Source organism: Lactobacillus melliventris, assembly GCF_013346935.1.
Taxonomy (GTDB): Bacteria; Bacillota; Bacilli; order Lactobacillales; family Lactobacillaceae; genus Lactobacillus.
In genome coordinates this window covers 42938-64316 of the sequence record NZ_JAAEEB010000006.1, presented here as the reverse complement: position 1 = coordinate 64316, position 21379 = coordinate 42938, and the positions used below count along the sequence as shown (strand labels likewise).

Sequence of the window (21379 nt, the reverse complement as noted above, 5' to 3'; positions counted from 1 at the left end):
GCTTACATTGTATTATATTTTATTTGTTTGGATAAATAAGAAATATAATTTCTTATATGGAAAGGAAAAGCAATGTATGAAGACTTAACAAAAAAAGTTATTAACCCTGATCATAAAACCTTTTTAAGTAAACAAGAGATTGAAGCTGCGATAAACACAGTATTGAAGCAAATTAATCTGAATATCAAGTTTTTTGACAATCTTTATCCAGCTCCAGCTACTTCTCAAGGAATTTATCGCAAAATTTTCAATACTGAATGGACAAATGGTTTTTGGACTGGAATTTTGTGGCTAGCTTTTCAGTATACTCAAGATCCTAAATATAAAAGGATTGCAGAAAAAAACGTTGACTCATTTGAAAAAAGAATTAGTCAAAAGATTGCAGTCAATCATCATGACTTAGGCTTTTTATATACGACTTCGGTAGTTAGTGATTTCAAAATTACTGGAAGTGAAAACGCCAGACAAATAGCCTTGAAGGCTGCTGATTGCCTGGTCTCAAGGTTTCAACCTAATGGTGGATTTATTCAAGCTTGGGGTGATCTAAATGATAACAATGAATATAGACTAATCATTGATTCTTTAATGAACATTCCTTTACTTTATTGGGCTGAACAGGTCACACGGAATTTTAAATACGGTAAAATTGCTGATCAACATTACCAAAATGTTATTAATACTGTTATTAGGGATAATGGCTCAACTTATCATACATATTACTTTGATAAACAAAATGGTAGACCTTTAAAAGGTATGACCAAACAAGGATATAGTGATGATTCAAGTTGGGCCAGAGGACAAGCCTGGGCCGTTTATGGTATTCCTTTACACTATAAATATCGTCACAAACAGGAAGATTTTAAACTTTTTAGAGGCGTAACTAACTATTTTTTAAATAGGTTGCCTAAGGATTTTATTCCGTACTGGGATTTGATCTTTAATGATGGTGATAATCAACCTAAAGATTCTTCATCTGGTGCTATAGCAATTTGTGGAATTGCTGAAATGCTAAAACATTTACCTGAATCTTTTAGCAACAAGTACGAATATGTATTGTTACTGCATAAAATGTTGAGATCTTTAATTGATAATTATGCAAATAATGATTTGAAGCCTGGTGCACCATTACTAAATCATGGTGTGTACTCTTGGCATTCAGGTAAAGGAGTTGATGAAGGAAATATTTGGGGAGACTATTTTTATTTTGAAGCACTTATGAGATTTTATGAAGACTGGAAAGTATTTTGGTAGAAAAGGGCGAAAGAAATGACGAATCCAAATATTGTAGCTGTCCGTTTGGATGAAAGATTAATTCATGGCCAGGGCAGATTATGGATTTCTAATTTAGGAGTTAATTTGGTCATAGTTGCAAATGATGAAGTTGCTAAAAGTTCAATTCAGCAAACTCTGATGAAGTCACTATTACCTGACTCAATCGGGGTTAGATTTTTTACAATTGCAGAAACTATTGACAAGATTTTTAAGGCAGCACCTCAGCAGTCAATTTTTATAATTGTTAAAACTGCAGCTGACACGTTAAAACTAGTTGAAGGAGGCGTACCAATTAAGAAATTAAATGTGGGAAATATTCATTTTAAAGATGGAAAAACTAAAGTTACAAATTATATTTCGGTAGACAAGGAAGATATGACGGCTTTTAAAACAATGAGAGATAAATATCAGATTGATTTTAATACCCGCGTAACTCCGATTGGAAACGAAGTAGGATCAGATTTTAATTTAAATAAATATGTTGATGATTGGAAAGGAGAATAAATATGAACTTTACCGTTTGGCAGGCTATATTGGTAGGTTTATGGGCCGCATTTTGTTTTGCAGGACAAGTTTGGGGCACTTATACAAATAGGGCTTTGTTTATATCATTTGGTGTTGGCCTCATTTTAGGAGACTTAAAGACAGCAGTTATTTTTGGTGCTACAGCTGAATTAGCATTTATGGGCTTTGGTGTTGGACCTGGAGGTTCTACTCCACCTAATCCGCTTGGACCTGGTATTGTAGGTTCAATTTTAGCAATTTCTATGCATAAATTATCGCCAAGTGCAGCATTAACTCTGTCATATCCATTTGCTATGTTAGTACCATTTATTATCACTTTGATTTTCACGATTAACTCAGGTTCAATGGCTTCTGCTAAAAAAGCCGTTAGTGAAGGAAAATATCATAAGTTCAATATTATGTCTAATTTAACTTTGTGGGAATTTATGTTATTTGCTTTTCTGTTTGGACTAGCAGCTACATTAAGTACATCAGCTTTAAGAGCATTTGTTATGATGATTCCTCAATGGTTGATGAATGGATTGACAGTTGTCGGTGGTTTGCTTCCAGCTGTTGGTTTTGCTCTTATCATGAGTACCATGCTTAAAAAAGAATATATACCAGCTATTATAGTTGGATATATCTGCGTTGCTTACCTTAAGATGCCGGTTATTGGTCTTGCATTTGTAGGTGTAGCCTTAGCATTTAACAATTACTACAATCGTAAAAAATCTGGTAGTAATCATCAAGAGCAAAACAATGGAGGTGTAGAAAATGGCATCTAGGAAACCAGTTTTAACTAAAAAAGATTATGCCATATCTATTTTAAGATCATATTATCTGCAAAATGTCCAGAACTACGGCAATATGCAGGGAACAGGAGTTTTAAAATCTATTTGGCCAGAGTTACATAAAATCTATCAGGATGATGAACAAGAGTTTAGACGTGTAGCTATTTCTAACTTAGAGTTTTATAACACTAACCCACAACCTTATCCTTTTGTTACCAGCATTATGCTGGCTATGTATGATAGTGGTCAAAGTGAAAGTGATGTGCAAGCAATTAAGATGGCTTTAATGGGACCTTTAGCAGGTATCGGTGATGCGTTATCACAATTTGCCTTGGCACCATTGTTTTCAACTATATTTGCCTCACTTGCTTTACAAGGCATTATTTATGCACCATTAATGTTCTTTGCCTGCTTATTTGGAATTACATTTGGTGTTAGATGTTTAATGGGTTACTTGGGCTGGAAAGTCGGTACTAGTATCATTGATACTCTGAGTGACAAGATGGCTGTTATAGCTGATATTGCCAGTACAATTGGTCTGACAGTTATTGCCGGGTTATCTGTTTCATTTGTTAAAGTAAATTTAGGCTTAAAATACTCTGCTGTAATCAAAGGTAAGACCCAACTAGTAACAGTGCAGGCATTTTTAGACAAAATCATGCCGTACCTATTGCCTGTATTACTAATTTACTTTGTTTATTGGTTAATTACCAAGAAAAAGTGGACAGTTTATAAGATTATACTTTTACTTTTAGTCTTAGGAATTGCACTTTCAGCCATGGGCATATTAGTTCCTTGAGGTAAATAGTTATGAAATATGATGTATGTATCATAGGACATGGTAATTTTCCTTCGGGCCTTAAATCGGCTGTCAAATTAATTGCAGGAACTTGCGATAGAATCACCTGCTTTAATTTAAATGAAGAAACTACTCATGAGCAATTTGAGCAAAATGTTGATCACTATATTCAATTACATACGAATGTAATTTTCTTTGCTGATATGGTTGGCGGTGCACCATACCAAATCGTAGCTAAAAAAGTTTTATTACAAAATGATGTACACAAATTTATAGTAGCTGGTGTTTCTTTAAATTTAGTTTTGGATATATATCTGAAAAACATGTCTGAGCAGTTGAACACTCAAAATATTGACAATGAAATTAAGCACGTAATTAATGAATCAAAATCATTAATGAAAGAGATCTCATGTAAGCAAGATTTAGAAAAAGAGTCCTAATAGTGAACTGGATCAATATTTTAATAACCATTATGGTAATTATCTTGGTAGTTCTTTATTTTGTTATTATTCCTATTGCCAGAAAAAAAAGCAATGAAAGGAAAAAGGCAGAGATGGATAACTTTTTTGCTTCACTACATGAAGGTGAAAAAGTTATGCTGCTTAGTGGTGTTGTCGGTACTATAAAAAACATAACAAAAAATTATGTCGATTTAAAAGTAACAGATAATACTGTAGTCAAAGTCAATAAGCACGGGATAGCTTCGAAAATAAAAAATGAAACCAAATAATCTAAAAGAAAAAATAAATTTAAATAGTTTGATTCATGATGATAGGATTTCATATGCAAAAGACTATTTAGACAACGCAAAATTATTATTGAATAATCAATTTCGTTTTCAACATGTGTACGATATGGAGCCTAGCCCTGAAGTATATCAATTAAATAGTTGGCAGGAGTCTCCTAACGGTGACCCCGAGTGGCTTTATGTTTTAAAGCGTCAAGAATATTTACAGGATCTTTTGTATTCTTATCTTCGGACAAATGAGAGTGAGTATTTATTTAAAATAAAAACATTTTTCTTTGACTGGATACAAAATAATGATACAGACGATTCAGCTCGTTATAAGACTTGGCGCACAATTGATACCGGGATAAGGCTGTTAAATTGGTCAAAGCCCCTTAGCTATTTAATTAGTAGGAATATCGTTAGTGCGGAAGAAAAAAGCCAAATTAATCAATCAGTCAAGCGTCAAGCTAAGTATTTGGAAGATAATTATATTGAAAAGTATGATCTAAGTAATTGGGGAGTACTAATAACCACTGGTATACTAGCCTTTTCTGCTGAACACCCTAATATAATAGATAATCAAATTTCAAATTGGGCCTTAGATAAGTTAATTCAAGAGTTAAAACTGCAAGTAGATGAGACGGGCCTTCAATGGGAGCAATCACCACTGTACTTCATTGAAGTATTTAGAAGCTCATTATCAGTTGTTGCTAGTTTTAAGGCTAATAAAAAGTTTGTTCCTGCAGAAATTACGAATGTATTAAAAAGAATGCTTAAAGCAAGCAAATTTTTAATTAAACCTAATGGCAATCTTTTACAGCAGGGAGATACTGATTCAATTAAAATAGCTGACTTAGTTGCAACAGCAGAATATATTTTAACTGGCAAATTCAATTCGAATTATAAATATGATTTTTTACTGATTTCTTTGGCAGATAAAGCAGAAATAACTTTAGGCCAAAAAAAATTAGATGAAATTAGATATTTTGATTCGATTACTTCAGGAAACTTTTTCTTTAAAGATACTAATAACAAGAATTATTGGCACATTTATAACGGTAATTTAGGAAGCGGACACGGTCATGCTTCTTCCGGTCATTTAGACTTGGTAATTAATGATGATGATATATTTCTTGATCCTGGAAGGTATACATATGTCAATTCGCATGAGCGTAGATATTTGAAGTCAGGCTTTTCACATAATGTTATTTTAGTGGATAATACTTTTCCTACTGTACCACTAAATTCTTGGAAATTTAGTACGGTAGTTTCAAACCAGAGAAATGAAGTAGCCCATTTTAAAACCTTTGACAGTGTCAAATGTACTTATGTGGATAAGAAGATAAATTACATTGTGACAAGGTATTTTATCTGGATTAAGACTGTTGCAGTTATGGTTATTGTGGATATTGTCGAAGATTCTGGCCAGCACTTGCAAAGCAATAATTGGATTTTAAATCCAGTATCTCAAGTAAAGGAAATAACACAAAACCAAATTAAAATTAGTATTAACCAAAATGAATACTATTTATTTCATTCTTCAAAACAAGTTGAAATACAAAGGCAATTACTTTCAGATAGATATAATCAGATCCAGCAAACTTCGAAACTGATTATTTCTGATAATTTTAATAATAGTAATGTTTCTTACACTGTAATTGGTAAAAAAGAGGTTATTGCAGGTGTTAACCATGTGGACTCAATGAGGAATGGCAAGGTTGATACAAGCGATATCCATAACTACGGAATAGTTATTTCTTTGAATGGAAGAAAGCCGATAACTGTTAATATTCAACATGAAAATACCATTAAAGGAAATAAGTTATATTTTGTAAATAATATTCCTTTTTATGGCAACATCAGTGTTGAGGAGTAGTTTTAAAGTCAAAAAGAGGTGAACAAAGATGAAAAAAAAGAAAATTTTTTGTTTCATTTTAACATTTGCCATAGCTATTTTAGGAATTGCATTTACACAGACGAATGTTAAAGCAGCTACTTATTATGTTGATCCTAAAGGATCGGATTCAAATAGCGGCATAAGTAGAAATTATGCGTGGAAAACACTTGCTAAAGTTAATTCTGTTCAATTTTTACCTGGCGATAAAATCCTTTTTAAGAGCGGTGCTGAATGGAACGGCCAGCTTCATCCTAAAGGAAGTGGCAATGAAAATCACCCAATTGAAATAAATAAGTACGGGGGAAAAGAAAAACCTCGTATCAACGGCAATGGTACTTCAAATTATGTTAGAAATTCTGGAACTGTAATGCTTATTAATCAGCATGATTGGGTGATAAGCAACTTAGAAGTTACAAATTATAGTTCACAAGTTCATTCTCAGAGGTCAGGAATTTTAGTTATTAATAACGGAAATACACCAGAAAAAAATATTACAATTGCTAACAATTTTGTCCATGATGTTAATTCTGACACACAGGTAGATCATGCCTGGAAAGTAACTGGTGGAATCATACTGATTGGTATCAATGAAGATCTCAATGGCAAAATAAATAATAATAAGAACTTTGGCTTTCAAAATGTTTCGGTCACAAGTAATCAAGTTAAAAATGTAGCAACAGCTGGAATTAGAAACAAAACTACGATGCTTTATTCTAATGGTTCAGAAAGTTACCCTAAGCTAAATAAAAATATTAGGTATGAAAACAATAAAGTTGACGATGTGTTTGGCGATGGATTGATTATTTCTGAGGTTGCTAGTGATGGTATTGTAAAAAATAATATAGTTAATAAATTTTGTAATGCAAATACTAGTTATAACTACGCTGGACTGTGGGTAATGTCCTCAGACAACGTTGTAGTTGAAAGAAATGAAGTTGCCAACGGAAAATATGGTTCTAATGACGGTACTGCGTTTGATATTGATTTAAACTGCAATAATGTTATTGTCCAACACAATTATTCTCATGATAATGCTCGTGGTACAGTGCTGTTTATGAATTATTCTAAAAACGGGGTATTTCGATATAACGTCAGCGTCAATGATGGTTGGGATAATAATAAATTGATTTCTTATCTACCTAAAGACAATGCTGAAAAAGTGGATATTTATAATAACCTTTTTATTACTAATCCAAATACGGCTGAAATATTTAAAACAAGTTCTAAAAAACGGACTTTGAGGTTTGTAAATAACGTCATTATTTCTAAATCGGAAAAGCTAAAAACATTCAATTATGACGACATGACTGGTGATATTAATATTTGTAATAACGCTACTTATGGTTTTAATGATAAGTGGTTCACAAGTGGCGATAATATTAAATTACAAAATCCCGTACTGGTAGAAAAATTACTTTCTGATATTCAGGATAGTGATTCAGGGATAAATAATTTGAATATCGCTGAGTTATTACAAATATCAGAATTACAGAAAGCTGGTACTACTATAGCAAGTAATATTACAGATTTTGCTGGTAATCCCATTTCAATTAATCCTTCAATTGGACCATTAGAATTTAAGTAATATAAAGAAAGGCTTTTATTTTTATGAAAATGAATATTAATTATGGTCATAACCCTGAAGATATAAAAAACTATTCAACTTCAGAATTAAGAGATCAGTTTTTGGTAGAAAAAGTATTTGAACCCGGAAAAATCAATTTGACCTACACTTTTAATGATCGAATGATTCTTGGCGGAGTAATGCCAACTGATAAGCCATTGGAAATAGTTCTAGATAAGGACTTAGGAGTTGACTACTTTTTGCAAAGACGTGAATTAGGAATTATTAATCTAGGAGGCGATGGTGCATTAGAAATTGATGGTCAAAAAGAACAAATGACAAAACATGATGGCTTTTACATTGGTAAAGGAAATAAGCATGTGGTGTTCACTTCTGCTAATCCAAAAGAGCCGGCAAAATATTACGTAGTATCAACACCTGCTCAAAAAACGTATCCTAATAAAAAGTTGTTGTTTAAGAATGCTCTTAAGAAACGTTTAGGTGATCAGGAGCATATGAATAAGCGTACTATTTATAAATATATTGATGCCAGCCAGATGGATACCTGCCAATTACAAATGGGGTATACAGTTCTAGATAGTGGCTCAGGCTGGAATACAATGCCTGCGCATACTCACGCCAGACGTATGGAAGCTTATTTATATTGTGAGTTTGCTTCACCAGATACCCGAGTGTTCCACATTTTGGGTAAGCCGCATGAAACTAAGGAAATTGTTATTAGAAATGAACAAGCTGTAATCAATCCTAGCTGGTCAATTCACTGTGGAGTCGGAACAGCAAATTATGCTTTTATCTGGGCTATGGCTGGTGAAAATCAAACTTATGATGATATGGATACAATTCCAATGGAAGATTTAAATTAAAAGAGGACAAAATGGAACAATCAAAAGAAGAAATTAAAAATAACGAAAAAGCATTAGATAAATTTAAGATGAGCTTTTTTGATCTAACAGGAAAGGTTGCCGTTATTACTGGCGGTAATACAGGATTAGGTCAAGGTTATGCCGTTGCTTTAGCAGAAGCAGGAGCCGATATATTTATTCCTACTTTCGGTACACTTGAATGGGATAATACTCGTGCAATGATTGAAAAACGCGGCCGTAAAGTAGAGTTTATGGATGTTGACTTGACTAAGCCAGGCGTTCCTCAACAGGTAATAGATAAAGTACTAGAAACTTTTGGTCATATTGATATTTTAATTAATAATGCAGGTATGATTAGACGTAATCCTTTACTAGAATCAAAAGACGAAGATTGGGACAAAGTTATTAATATTAACTTGAATGCAGTTTACCATATGTCAATGGCAGCAGCTAAGGTAATGGCAAAGCAAAAGTCCGGAAAAATTATAAACATTGGTTCTATGCTATCCTTCCAAGGTGGTAAATTTATACCATCATATACTGCTTCAAAGCATGGGGTTGCAGGACTTACTAAATCTTTTGCTAGTGAGTTAGGTGCTTACAATATTCAGGTTAATGCTATTGCACCAGGCTATATTAAAACAGCTAATACCGCCCCAATTCGTGCTGATAAAGATCGCAACAAGGAAATTCTAGATCGTATTCCAGCTGGTCATTGGGCAGAACCTTCAGAATTGATGGGAGTGGCAGTTTTCTTAGCTAGTGCTGCTTCAAATTATGTCAATGGTATTATTTTACCAGTTGATGGTGGTTATTTAGTAAGATAGGATACTATGAAGCGGCTTAAATGCCGCTTTTTTATTGGTGAAAATAATGGAGTCTCAAAAAAATAAAGTTTTAACGGTAGGTGAGCCAATGATTGTGTTTAGCTCTAGAGACATAGACCAATCATTGATTGATTCTGAGAATTTCACAACGTTTCCTTCTGGTGCAGAGCTAAATGTCGCTGTTGGTCTCGAAAAGTTAGGAATAAAAACGACATATTTATCAAATGTGGGTAAAGATCTTTTAGGCAAAAAAATTGTCAAATTTATGCGAAAGCAAGAAATAGATATAAGATATTTGCGACAGGATGAGGAATGGCCTACGGGATTTTACTTTAAGGAGTTAGTGTCAAAGGGAGATCCGCAAGTTTCATATTGTCGTAAAAATTCTGCTGCTTCACATTTGTGTTGTGCAGACCTGGCAAAAATTAACATTTCAGATTTTCAGGCAGTTCATGTGACAGGTATTTTAGCTGCGTTATCAACTAGTACTTTACATTTAACTGAAAAGATTTTGACTGAAGCTGAAAAACAGGAAGTTATTAGTTTTTTCGATCCTAATATTCGCATGTCTCTTTGGCACGATAAAGAAAAAATGATTAGAGTCCTCAATGATTTATCATTTCAGTCTAAAGTTGTTCTGCCTGGAAGCAATGAGGGAAAAATATTAACTGGTACTTCTGATCCAAAAGAAATTGCTAGTTTTTATTTAAGTAAAAGTGATATCACAAAATTAGTAGTTGTTAAATTAGGAGCTAAAGGTGCCTATTACCAAACTAGCAGCGGTTCTAGTGGATATGTAAAAGGATATCAGACAGATAAAATAGTTGATACTGTTGGTGCTGGAGACGGTTTTGCAGTGGGACTAATCTCAGGCTTGATTTCTGGCTTAGAAATAAAGCGATCTGTAAAAAGAGCTTGCGCAATTGGCTCGTTAGCTATTCAGTCTCGTGGTGATAACGATGGCTATCCTAATGTAAGTCAATTAGAACAATTTATGAGGAAAAATAATAAATGCGAATAAAGGTTAGCTTAAAAGATGCAGAAGATAAGGTATTATTGGAACAAATGCAAGATGATATTACAGTTCTTGTGTTTAAAAAAAGATATCAATTGGGGGATTATTATGAAATTGAATTAGAAAAGCCTAATTCATATATAGTTGTTCAGCTTGATCCTATTTTAAATCCAGCATTAATATATATTCAGGGCAAGCACTGGCGGTATAATATTCCCTTTAATTTTCAACGCTACCCTGCTATGGCAGATGGTTCTTTTGGAGGGATTGCTCATTATGCCTACGTCCGAGAGGCAACAACAGAAGAAATATTAAGAGAACAGAACCTGGCATATAATTCACACGATCAGCACCAAAATAGTGGAGCCTTTCCTCATGTTACTGCCAATGCAGAGACCAGAAATGAAGATGCCTTTTTAGCTAAAAATGTGATTGATGGTTATTTAGCAAATAAAGGACACGGTCGGTTTCCTTTTCAGTCATGGGGAATAGACCAAAGAGATGATGCTGAATTAAAATTAGATTTTGGCCGTGAAGTGTTGGTTAAAAAAATTGGTATTCTTTTGCGTGCGGACTTTCCTCATGATAATTATTGGACTAAAGCAGATATTACGTTTTCTGATGGAGCAACTATAACATTAAATTTAGAAAAGACAGATAAAATTCAGTATTTTTCCGTAGTAAAAAAGAAAAGCAGTTATTTAAAAGTCAACCATTTGTGTAAGGCTGCGAATGGTAGTGAAGCTTTTCCTTCTCTAAGTCAGCTATTGGTGTGGGGAACGAATATCAATTAAATAGTTATTGTATTTCGGCTGATTCATTTTTTCTTTAAATTAATGAATCAATAATAAGTCAAAAACTTATTTACTTGAGTGAAAAATTTGGGGAAAATATTACTTTTAAAAATTAGTTGAATAAATCTAGTTAATACCATTAAGGGTTTTCTCTTAATGGTATTTTTAATCTCCTATTTCATTTTTATTATTTGTAAAACACTAAAATCAAATTGCAATGAACCGCTTTCTTTGATAAACTTTAAGTGGTATCAACCAGTTAATTGAGGAGGGGGTATTAATGGGAAAACCACTTTATCGACAAGTAATTTTAGACTTAGAAAAACAGATAAAAAATATGAAACCTAATGCCAAATTACCTAGTGAACGACAACTATTGGTTAAATATGGGGTTAGCCGTAATACAGTTAGGTTAGCACTTCTGGATCTTGAAGAACGGGGACTGATTTATCGTCTTCATGGTAAAGGTACTTTTGTTTCAAGTACTTTTCTTAATCAGCCTAATATTGGAGGGATGTACTCTTTTTCAGAAGAATTAAAACGAACTGGTCAGAAGGCTTCAACTAAAAATCAAAGTTTAGACTTGATTATCCCGGATAAAAATATTGCAGCACAGCTAAATTTAGGACCAACAGAAAAAACATACAAGCTTGTACGTTTGCGTCTTGCTAATAATGAGCCGCGAATTTTCAGTACGTCCTATTTGCCGGAAAAAATATTCCCTGAACTTGTTATTGATGATTTAAAATCTAAGCCACTCTATACTGTTATGAAAGAAAAATACAACCAAATTAGTGTAATGGCTTTTGAAGATGTTGAAGCGGTTTGTCTTAATTCTGAAGAGAGTAAAAATTTGGCTGAGAAAGTCGGTGCACCGAGTCTAAAAATATTTCGAAAAACTATTAATGATAAAAATGTACCAGTAGAGTTTACAATTTCTTTGGCTAGAGGCGATAAATTCGTTTATCGTTCACGTCAATATAATGATTTATCTTAGTTATATAAGGAAGGAAAATAATTATGTTTTCAAAAACAGATGCAGAATTAGAGAAAATGGGCGCTAAAATTACTACTCGCGAAATTGAACAGCAGCCTGAATTATGGGGACAAACATGGTCAATTTATCAGAATAACAAGGCGAAAATTACCGAATTTTTAGACGAAATAAAGCAAAAATGCGGCAAAGTCAGAGTTATTTTCACTGGTGCCGGTACTAGTGCATATGTTGGGAATACGATTATGCCATATTTACAAAAGCATGGTGACAGAACAAGGTATGACTTTGAAGCTATTGATACTACTAAAATTGTATCTACTCCGGAAGATTATTTGGCAAAAGATACTCCTACAATTCTGGTATCATTTGCTCGCAGTGGTAACTCACCGGAATCTGTAGCAACTGTAGAGTTAGCTAAAAAGTTAGTTAAAAATTTATATCAAGTAGCGATTACTTGTGCACCAGAAGGCCACTTGGCACAAGACTTAAAAGGTGACCCTTCTGGATTAGTTTTATTAATGCCGGAAAAGTCACTAGATCAGGGGTTTGCCATGACAGGCTCATTTTCCTGCATGAGCTTAATGGCACTGCTTGTTTTTGATACATTGTCAGATGAGCAAAAAGAGCAGATTGTTAAGCAAATTGCTCAGATGGGTAAAAGCGTCATTGACCGTGAAGATGAAATTCAATCTTTAGTTGATACTGACTTTAATCGTATTACTTATATAGGAAGTGGCAGTTTAGGAGGTCTTGCTGAAGAAACGCGACTTAAGATTTTGGAATTAACTGCAGGAGAAGTGGCAGCACTATTTGATACATCAATGGGCTTACGTCATGGCCCTAAGTCATTTTTGGACAAAAAGACGATTGTTTTTGATTTTGTTTCAAATAATACTTATACCAGACAATATGATTTGGACATTTTAAACGAAATTAAAGATGACGAAATTGTACCGCTAGTGATGGCCGTGGGGCAGGAGAAAGAAGGACAAAACTTCTCAGGTAAATCATTTACGTTTGCTGAGAAAGAATTGTTGCCAGATGCATATTTGGCTTTACCCGATGTAATGTTTGGTCAAACAATTGCTTTGTTAACCTCAATCAAAGTTAATAATAAGCCGGATACACCTTCTCCAACAGGCACGGTTAATCGTGTGGTTAAAGGAGTCACAATTCACGAATTTCATTAGTATGCTTTTGTTGTTATTGAAAAAAGTATAATTATGTTTTCAAAAAAAGGTATTTTAAATATACCAAAATATATATTGACAAAAATTGGTTGGTACCTTAATATTAGGGTTGAAAGCGTTTTTGTTAATATTTAGATTTCCTTAAAAGATATGGAGGAAGAAATATGAATATTGTAGGAGCGAGAGTTGATGAACGCTTGGTTCATGGTCAGGTGGCAAACTTGTGGACACCTCAGTTGCAAGTAGAACGGATTATTGTTCTTGATGAGAAGGCAGCTAAGGATGACATCCAAAAAAGCGGCTTGAGAATGGCTACACCTATGACTACTAAGCTAAGTGTTTTACCAACTGAAATAGCTGCTGATCACCTGAAGAAAGAACGTTATGGCAAGCAGAGACTGTTTTTGGTAGCTAAGAAACCAGATAAGTTTCTTGAATTGCTTAACATGGGTATTAAGCTGGACACAATCAATGTTGGTAACATGTCTAAACAAGATGATACTACTGAATTGACTAAGCAAGTTAATATCAATGAGCATGAAGCCGATGTTTTCAGAGAGATTTCTGGCAAAGGCGTTAACTTAATTGCCCAATTAAATCCTAGTGTTGAGTCACGGGATTTAATGAAATTGATTAATGAAAAGATGAAGTAGGAGGAGAAAAATGGCTTGGTGGCAAATATTACTGCTTACGTTGTATGCAGGATTAGAAATTTTAGATGAATTGCAAATTTATTCATCATTAAACACACCAGTTGGTGCTGGGTTGATCGCCGGTCTGATCATGGGAGATCTGCCTACCGGTCTGTTTATCGGTGCATCAATGCAGTTGACAGTTTTAGGTATCGGTACTTTTGGTGGTGCTTCAAGAATTGACGCTACTACTGGTACAGTTTTAGCTACAGCATTTTCAACTAGTATTAAAGGTATGAGTCCTCAAACAGCTATTTCTTCAATTGCTGTTCCAGTTGCTGCTATTATGATTGAATTGGACGTTTTGGCAAGGTTTGCCAACACCTACTTTTCACACAGAATTGATCACTTGATTGATCAAGACAAGATTAACTATAAGGCAGTTGAAAGAAATGTTTTATACGGTGCAATTCCGTGGTCACTTTCACGTGCTGTTCCTGTCTTTATCGCATTGGCCTTTGGTCAGGGATTAGTACAGCAGATCGCAAATGCTTTAAATGGAGATCTGTTATGGCTTGGTAATGGTTTGACTGTTGCTGGTGCCACATTACCAGCAGTTGGTTTTGCTGTTTTGCTCCGGTACTTGCCAGTTAAGAGACATGCAGCATATTTGATTCTGGGCTTTACAATTACGACATTGTTCTCAGTTCTCTTTAGTGGTATGCAAGCTTTGGGTACAGGCTTATCAGCTGTTAACAAAGGCTTTACTACTATTTTCAACGGCTTGCCAATGCTTGCAATTGCAATGCTGGGATTAGCTCTTGCAATTTTGCATTACAAGAATATTCCAATAAATAAAGGTACTGCGCAAGCACAAAGTACTGAAAGTCAAAGTAATAGTGCAAGTTCAAGCTCTGATGACGATGAAGGAGAGATTACTGATGACGAACTCTAAACCTAAATATAAATTAACTGAACAAGACTTCAATCAAATTAACCGTAGATCTTTGTTTGGTTTCCAGTTAGGCTGGAACTATGAAAGAATGCAGAATAGTGGCTATTTATACACTATTTTGCCGCAATTGAGAAAAATTTATGGCGATGATACTCCTGAGTTAAAGGAAATGATGAAGACTCACATGCAGTTCTTTAACACTTCTAACTTCTTTAATACAATCATCACTGGTCTTGATCTTGCCGTAGAGGAAAATGAAGGTATTGAAGGAAAAGACACCGTTACTGGTATTAAAGTTGGTTTAATGGGCTCATTTGCCGCAATCGGTGACTCTATCTTCGCTTCTTTAATTCCAACTATTTTTGGTGCTTTAGCTGCTTCAATGGCAACTCAAGGAAACCCAGTTGGTGTTATCATTTGGGTTATTGCCTGCCTTTTGATCTGTGTCTTCCGTTGGAAACAACTTCACTTTGCTTATGACAAAGGTGTTTCTCTAGTTACTGACATGAGAGACCGCTTAAATGCTTTAACTGATTCCGCTACTGTTTTGGGTGTATTCATGGTTGGTGCCCTTGTTGCTACTATGGTTAACATTAAGTTTGCCTGGGCACCTCAAATTGGTAAAGTTACTATGAATGTTCAAAATAATTTGGACATGATCCTTCCTAAATTATTGCCAGCAGCTGTTGTAGGCTTTGTTTACTGGCTTCTTGGTAAAAAGGGTATGACATCAACCAAAGCAATCTTTATTGTTTTAATACTATGTATTGTTTTAGGTGGCCTTGGAGTTATCGCTAAGATATAATTAAATATAGTAATTGCTTTAAGTAAAGCTGATAGTATAAAGTATTAAATAGAAAGATAAAGTATGGCAGAAAAAGAATTAATTTTAATTAGTCATGGCAAAATGGCTGAGGGCGTAAAAGCCAGTGCCGAATTAATTATGGGCGAACAAGAGCACGTACATACGGTATGTTTGCTTCCATCTGAAGGTCCTGATGATTTTAAGAAAAAATTTGAAGAGCAGATTTCAGGAATGAATATCGAAGATATTACTGTTTTCGCCGATTTAATGGGTGGAACTCCGGCAAATGTGGTTAGTCGTCTGATTATGGGTGGTCAAAAAATTCACTTAATCTCGGGAATGAATTTACCACTGGTAATTGAATGGCTCAACAGTCAAATGAGCGGTGCAGCATCCGATTATGTGACAGCAGGTAAAGCTGGTATCGTTGATGTTACTGCAATGTTAGCTAATATGAAAAAGTAGAATTTGAATAAAAAATAGCGTCTAGTTCTAAACAAAGAGACTAGGCGCTATTTTTGGCTTTTATTTAATTTAAAACAGTATTTGAATAGTTTCAAGTGGTGCTAAAGGCTCATCTATTGAAGCAATGCCATTTTCAACATTAATATGAATTTTTGTCTTCTTAACTGAATTACCAACTTTTCTAACTATCGTTGCCTCATTACTTACAAGTGGTGCTGCCAGATGCCATTTTATTTGCTGGTAACCATCTAATGTAAAGTTAGCGAGCCAAGCTTTTTGACCATTGTTTTCAACCAAGAGCTTGACGTTAGGCATTCCTATTAGGTAGTCCACAGGTTTAATGCTATCAAGCATTTGCTGGAGCAGTCCCTGCTTATACGTAATAAATTGGGAATCCCAACCGTGGCGTGGATCTTGATCCATAGGTAAAACAATAATATGTTGATCAATAACAGCCATAACGTTGCCCAATTTTTCATCAATCGAGTTGTACGCAAATGACCATACGTTTACATCACTTTGAGGCTGATATTCAATTTTTAAATAATTACCAGTATGTTGCAACATTGTTATTCGTGGATTTTTGACGCCGTCAACAATGTGTCCGTCGGCTTGTTCAAAGGATTGATAATTGGTGCGAACTGGATGCCACTCAGCATTGTTAACGTGCAATAAGTTACCCAGATTGCGGTCAAGCAAAACTTGCATGCTCTCGCCATCAAGCAATACCAAATTCTTTTTGAGCAATGCTGTAATCTGGTCATTTGCCAGATTACGTAAAAGTTGCCCGGAAACAGCAATAATTTCGTTTTCTAATGAAGTTTTTTGATTAACAGGTAAAATGCTTGTTGCAAAACTAAAAGCTCCTAATAGACTAGCCCAGTTTTTTTCGTGGGGCAAAAGTTCTTCCACATTTTTGCCGGCAGTAGTTTGTAAGTGATAACTGGAATCTTGATCAACCAGAACTTTAATCCCTCTTAAATGATCTAGCGGCAGGCGATTTTCTAATAATTGATTAACGAATGGCTTGATGTCAGCAAGCATTTCAGCGTAATGCCAGCTTTCATTGATACCATTACCCATCATGTCATATAAGTTGAGTAGAATTCCCTGACTTCCGATTAAAGCAGCAGTGATAATTTGAAATGCAGTAAATGCATTTGATTTGACTAGAGGGGAATACATATAACTTTCTAATTCAGGGTAAAATTCAGCATTTTCTCCTAAAAAAGCAGCGGTAATACGAGTATACTCTTCAAAATTTCTACCATATGCTAGAGGCGCAACTTCATTGTAAGCAGGTAGGTGGGGCCGAGCCACCTTGGGATGACCTTCTCCAGCTAAAGCCTTAAACAATTTGTCCCAATCTCGGCCTTCAAGAGCGTGCCAGTCAGGGTATGAAGTCATCTGTGCCAGATCTGTTTCGGGACTAACTTCATGAACGGCTTGCTCAATTAGATGTTCATTTTCAATCATTTCTTGACGTGCTTGATCCAGGTAAATTTGGCGCTCCTTAGTGGGTTTTCCCGGTTGCAACATCTTTTTAACAAATTCAGCACGTGTTTCTTTTTTGCCTAATTTTTCATTATACAGTTGCATATGATAGTCGCAGAAACACATCAATTTTAAAGGGGTGTGATTATAGTGGCGAAAATCGTCTTCTAACCATAATCGGCGGGGATGTATGCTGGCATACTGGGCATAAGTGGCAGCCAAATATTTGCGCCATGTAGGATCGGCAGGACAAGCCATATCCTTAGCCTTATTACCATCAATGTCAACAAAAGTATTGAAACCAATCTCAGGATTAACTTGATAGCCTCGATCGGAGTGCATAATAGTTGTCCACGGGTTTAAGCTAGTAGTTACACCTATATCAGATAGTCTCTTTTGTAAAGGCTTAATGGCATCTAGCCAGACTTGTGTTTCAGCTTTAGTTAAGTGACTGTGGTTTAATTCTTCGCCGTTTATGAAAAAGGCAACATCATCAATTTGGCCTTTTTTAACAAAATCAATTAATTTTTCGTCTTTTGCTGGCGTATTTGTTCTTGGATCCAGCATATATCTTAATGTATAAATAAATGTCATATTATTGTTCCTATATAAAAATAACTGTATATCTTGTCTTAATTCTAGCATAATTTAAGGCTGTATACCTTGAGTTTTAAGTAGAAAGACAAATAAGTGGTTGGACAATAATTTTGTGTATAACTATTTATCCTCACCCTGATTTAGCATATAATCAATCCTATCAAACATTTCTAATTAAGATTAATTTTCTTTTAATATGAAGGAGGAGAGCACTATTAATAAAAATGACCAAAACCAAGTAACCGATTTTAGTAACTTGAAGTTGCAAGCCATCACTAATGTGACTAAGCAATCAGGTTATTTTGAAATTAACTATCAAAACGGGCTGACAGCTCGCCTTTATATCTTGGACTCAACAACATTCAGATTATATATTGATCCGACTCAAAAGTTTCAAGAACCAGAACAATCTGAAGCTGGCTTACATGCTCAAATTTTTGTGAAAGATATTTATGATTCTTGCGGTATGAATGGTGCCAGTATTCGTGCGACCAATACCGGTTGGCAAATTGATACGGGCATAATTGAAATTAATTTAAACAGAAACTCAGCTACTTTAGGCGTCACTAAAAACGGCAAGACAATTTTTCAAGAAGCAAAGTCAGTTGAATTAACAAATTCATTAACAGTTCAAACCCTAGTTGATTGCAATAGTAATTACTTTGGTGGAGGTACGCAAAACGGTCGATTCACACTAGCTGGAGAAAAAGTTGAAATTGTTAATACCAATAACTGGGTTGATCAAGGTGTAGCGTCTCCTAATCCCTTTTACTGGTCAACCACTGGTTATGGCGTAATCCGTAATACTTTTAAACCCGGACATTACGATTTTGACAGCGCTTCTAATAATAAAATTACTACTGCACATGAAGAAAAACGCTTTGATGCTGTCTATTTCTTTGCGGATTCAGCATATGAATTGATCAGGGCTTATCATCAGTTAACTGGCCGGCCAGCGCTAACACCAGTTTTTGGCTTCTATGAAGCTCATTTAAATGCTTATAACCGGGATTATTGGGTAGAAGTAAATTCTGAAGAAAAGGGTGCTATTAAATATCCGGATGGTAAGTATTACAGGGAGTATCAACCAAAAGATTTGCCTGCAGAATTAAAGCCAAAGTCAATTAGGGAAACTCTGAACGGCGAACATGGCGGGGTTTCCTATCAATTCAGTGCCCGGGCAATGCTTGAACAGTACCTTGAGCATGATATGCCAATAGGCTGGTTTTTGCCTAATGACGGCTATGGTGCCGGATATGGACAAACGGATACTTTAGCAGGAAATCTTAAGAACTTAGCGGAATTTGTCAAATTTGCTAATAGCAAAGGCGTGCAAGTAGGATTATGGACGCAGCAAAATCTTGCGCCTGTCGATCCAGAAAATCCTAAGCCGGATGATCGTGATTTTGAAAAAGAGCTGGTTGCCGGAGTCACCGCACTTAAGACTGATGAAGCGTGGGTTGGTCATGGTTATTCATTTGGGTTAAATGCTACCCAAAGTACAGCCAAAATGATTGCTAAAATTAAAGGCGATCAGTTGCGGCCGTTTATTATTACAGTTGACGGTTGGGCAGGAACGCAGAATACTAGTACAGTCTGGACAGGAGATGAAGTTGGTGGCGAATGGGAGTATATTCGCTTTCAAATACCAACTTATATCGGTGAAGGATTATCAGGCCAACCTAATGTTGCTTCGGATATGGATGGTATTTTTGGTGGGCAAAACCCGATTGTTAATACTAGAGATTATCAGTGGAAGGCCTTTACACCAATTCAGCTGAACATGGATGGCTGGGGCAAAAATCCTAAGAATCCATTTGCGTTTGGCGGGATCACAACTAAACTGAATCGTGCTTATTTAAAGCAGAAATCAATGTTGTTGCCGTATATATATAGTATTGCAGCCCAGGCAACCTTTACTAGTAAGCCAATGGTACGGGCAATGTTTTTGGAGTATCCTAATGTTCCAGAATTTTATACCAATTTGGTCAGGTACCAGTATTTATGGGGAGATAATTTCTTAGTTGCTCCAATTTATCAGAACACTGCCAGCGATGAAAAAGGAAATGATGTCAGAAACGAAATCTATTTGCCTGATAAAAAACAAATCTGGATTGACTACTTCACTGGTCAGGAATATCAAGGTGGACAAGTAATTAACAATTTTGCCGCTCCATTGTGGAAACTGCCGGTATTTGTTAAAGCCGGAGCCATTATCCCGGTAGCAGCGGCAACTAACACGCCGCAGGAATACTTCAACTTAAAAAAGATGCGGCAATTTGTGATTTATCCCAGTGGTACTAGCAATTTTAATGTCTATGAAGATGATGGCTTCTCTGCTCAATATAAGCAAGATAGATATGTCCAAACTAAAATTAGCAGTAGTTTGCGGGGCTCCAGTTTGACCGTTAAAATTAATAAAGCTCAAGGCACTTATGCAAAGTTTGACCCTGAAAAGACAACCGAGTTAAACATTAAAACTGCTAAAGTACCAGGGACAATCGCAGTTCTGATCGGTAGTGAGGAAGTTCATTTAACTAAAGCAGAAAATTTGGAAGATTTTCAAAAACATGATAACTGCTATTATTTCGATCAGCATTATCTGACAAATCCTTATTTAGCAGAATTTAGCTCAAATTTGGAGCAAACATTTTTAAGGATAAAGCTGCAACAGACAAAGGTGTGCCAAGATGAAATCAATGTTGAAATTACAGGCATCGCTTCGACAGCAGTACCAGTTAATGAACTGCCGCTAAAAAATGAGGCTCTAATAGTTCCAGCCAATTTAACACAAAATGATCAAAAAACCACCTCAAATTCTATTACAGTATCTTGGCAGCCAGTACCTAGCTGTGACAGTTATCAGTTAAAAATCGATGGTTTGCTATATTCTAATATTGAAAAAACAGATTTTACGTTAAATAACTTGAAGCCTGAAACGACACATACTTTTCAAGTTAGAGAAATTAAAGAAATGGCAGCTTCTTATTGGGGAGCAAAAATTATTTGCAAGACCAAGAAAGCTGTTAACTCTAAAAAGAAATAATTTGGTGATCAAAGTAAATTTTTTCTGAATTGTTTATAATTGTGAAAAAGTTTACTAAAACTTCTGCTTTTCTTTAAAAGGCTAAACTATCAGTATATAATAATAATTGTGCGATTAAAGA

The 21379-nt window shown here is 35.1% G+C and carries 20 protein-coding genes; 19 read left to right on the top strand and 1 reads right to left on the bottom strand.

The genetic code is table 11. The annotated features are described in order from the left end of the window. The first annotated feature begins 72 nt into the window (after positions 1-72). The 18 genes from GYV61_RS06595 to GYV61_RS06510 all read left to right on the top strand — a co-directional run bounded on the left by GYV61_RS06595 (position 73) and on the right by GYV61_RS06510 (position 16121). The gene (locus GYV61_RS06595; protein ID WP_174795239.1) at positions 73-1251 is read left to right on the top strand and encodes a glycoside hydrolase family 88 protein; all 1179 of its coding nucleotides are present in this window, start codon (positions 73-75) and stop codon (positions 1249-1251) included. 15 nt (positions 1252-1266) lie between these two features. Further along, the gene (locus GYV61_RS06590) at positions 1267-1776 is read left to right on the top strand and encodes a PTS sugar transporter subunit IIB (protein ID WP_046324400.1); all 510 of its coding nucleotides are present in this window, start codon (positions 1267-1269) and stop codon (positions 1774-1776) included. 2 nt (positions 1777-1778) lie between these two features. Then, positions 1779-2561: a PTS mannose/fructose/sorbose/N-acetylgalactosamine transporter subunit IIC gene (locus GYV61_RS06585; protein ID WP_046324401.1), complete on the top strand. Its 783-nt coding sequence runs from the start codon at positions 1779-1781 to the stop codon at positions 2559-2561. Beyond that, positions 2551-3366, top strand: a complete 816-nt coding sequence (locus GYV61_RS06580) for a PTS system mannose/fructose/sorbose family transporter subunit IID (protein WP_046324402.1) — start codon at positions 2551-2553, stop codon at positions 3364-3366. Before GYV61_RS06585 ends, GYV61_RS06580 begins: the two co-directional genes overlap by 11 nt. Before the next feature lie 11 nt (positions 3367-3377). Further along, on the top strand, positions 3378-3806 hold the full coding sequence (locus tag GYV61_RS06575; RefSeq protein ID WP_174795238.1) for a PTS sugar transporter subunit IIA: 429 nt from the start codon (positions 3378-3380) through the stop codon (positions 3804-3806). Between the two features lie 2 nt (positions 3807-3808). Next, positions 3809-4096, top strand: a complete 288-nt coding sequence (gene yajC, locus GYV61_RS06570; RefSeq protein WP_122025708.1) for a preprotein translocase subunit YajC — start codon at positions 3809-3811, stop codon at positions 4094-4096. After that, entirely contained in the window at positions 4083-5972 is a 1890-nt protein-coding gene (locus tag GYV61_RS06565) for a heparinase II/III family protein (RefSeq protein ID WP_174795237.1), read from the top strand. The genes yajC and GYV61_RS06565 overlap by 14 nt, the downstream gene beginning before the upstream one ends. Positions 5973-6000: 28 nt before the next feature. Further along, positions 6001-7578 (top strand): right-handed parallel beta-helix repeat-containing protein, encoded by a 1578-nt coding sequence (locus tag GYV61_RS06560; RefSeq protein ID WP_174795236.1) that lies wholly within the window; start codon positions 6001-6003, stop codon positions 7576-7578. A gap of 17 nt (positions 7579-7595) precedes the next feature. Beyond that, positions 7596-8441 (top strand): 5-dehydro-4-deoxy-D-glucuronate isomerase, encoded by an 846-nt coding sequence (gene kduI / locus GYV61_RS06555; protein ID WP_379907137.1) that lies wholly within the window; start codon positions 7596-7598, stop codon positions 8439-8441. A gap of 11 nt (positions 8442-8452) precedes the next feature. Beyond that, a complete protein-coding gene (gene kduD / locus GYV61_RS06550) occupies positions 8453-9268 on the top strand; it encodes a 2-dehydro-3-deoxy-D-gluconate 5-dehydrogenase KduD (RefSeq protein ID WP_046324407.1) in 816 nt (271 codons plus the stop codon). A 46-nt stretch (positions 9269-9314) separates the two neighbouring features. Further along, positions 9315-10289: a sugar kinase gene (locus GYV61_RS06545; RefSeq protein WP_174795235.1), complete on the top strand. Its 975-nt coding sequence runs from the start codon at positions 9315-9317 to the stop codon at positions 10287-10289. After that, positions 10280-11077, top strand: a complete 798-nt coding sequence (locus tag GYV61_RS06540) for a hypothetical protein (protein ID WP_046324409.1) — start codon at positions 10280-10282, stop codon at positions 11075-11077. The genes GYV61_RS06545 and GYV61_RS06540 overlap by 10 nt, the downstream gene beginning before the upstream one ends. A 280-nt stretch (positions 11078-11357) precedes the next feature. After that, the gene (locus GYV61_RS06535) at positions 11358-12074 is read left to right on the top strand and encodes a GntR family transcriptional regulator (protein ID WP_174795234.1); all 717 of its coding nucleotides are present in this window, start codon (positions 11358-11360) and stop codon (positions 12072-12074) included. 23 nt (positions 12075-12097) lie between these two features. Then, on the top strand, positions 12098-13264 hold the full coding sequence (locus GYV61_RS06530; RefSeq protein WP_174795233.1) for an SIS domain-containing protein: 1167 nt from the start codon (positions 12098-12100) through the stop codon (positions 13262-13264). Between the two features lie 164 nt (positions 13265-13428). Continuing rightward, on the top strand, positions 13429-13917 hold the full coding sequence (locus GYV61_RS06525; RefSeq protein WP_174795232.1) for a PTS sugar transporter subunit IIB: 489 nt from the start codon (positions 13429-13431) through the stop codon (positions 13915-13917). Positions 13918-13927: 10 nt separating this feature from the next. Next, entirely contained in the window at positions 13928-14851 is a 924-nt protein-coding gene (locus tag GYV61_RS06520; protein WP_034980636.1) for a PTS mannose/fructose/sorbose/N-acetylgalactosamine transporter subunit IIC, read from the top strand. After that, positions 14838-15656, top strand: a complete 819-nt coding sequence (locus tag GYV61_RS06515; RefSeq protein ID WP_110445658.1) for a PTS system mannose/fructose/sorbose family transporter subunit IID — start codon at positions 14838-14840, stop codon at positions 15654-15656. Before GYV61_RS06520 ends, GYV61_RS06515 begins: the two co-directional genes overlap by 14 nt. A gap of 63 nt (positions 15657-15719) precedes the next feature. Beyond that, positions 15720-16121, top strand: coding sequence for a PTS sugar transporter subunit IIA (locus tag GYV61_RS06510; RefSeq protein ID WP_110445659.1), 402 nt, complete (start codon positions 15720-15722; stop codon positions 16119-16121). Positions 16122-16190: 69 nt separating this feature from the next. On the opposite strand, the gene GYV61_RS06505 is transcribed toward GYV61_RS06510, so the two are convergent. Next, positions 16191-18209: a hypothetical protein gene (locus tag GYV61_RS06505; protein WP_174795231.1), complete on the bottom strand. Its 2019-nt coding sequence runs from the start codon at positions 18207-18209 to the stop codon at positions 16191-16193. Between the two features lie 199 nt (positions 18210-18408). Between GYV61_RS06505 and GYV61_RS06500 the strand changes: the two genes are divergently transcribed. Next, positions 18409-21258 (top strand): TIM-barrel domain-containing protein, encoded by a 2850-nt coding sequence (locus tag GYV61_RS06500; protein WP_174795230.1) that lies wholly within the window; start codon positions 18409-18411, stop codon positions 21256-21258. The last annotated feature ends 121 nt before the right edge of the window (positions 21259-21379 follow it).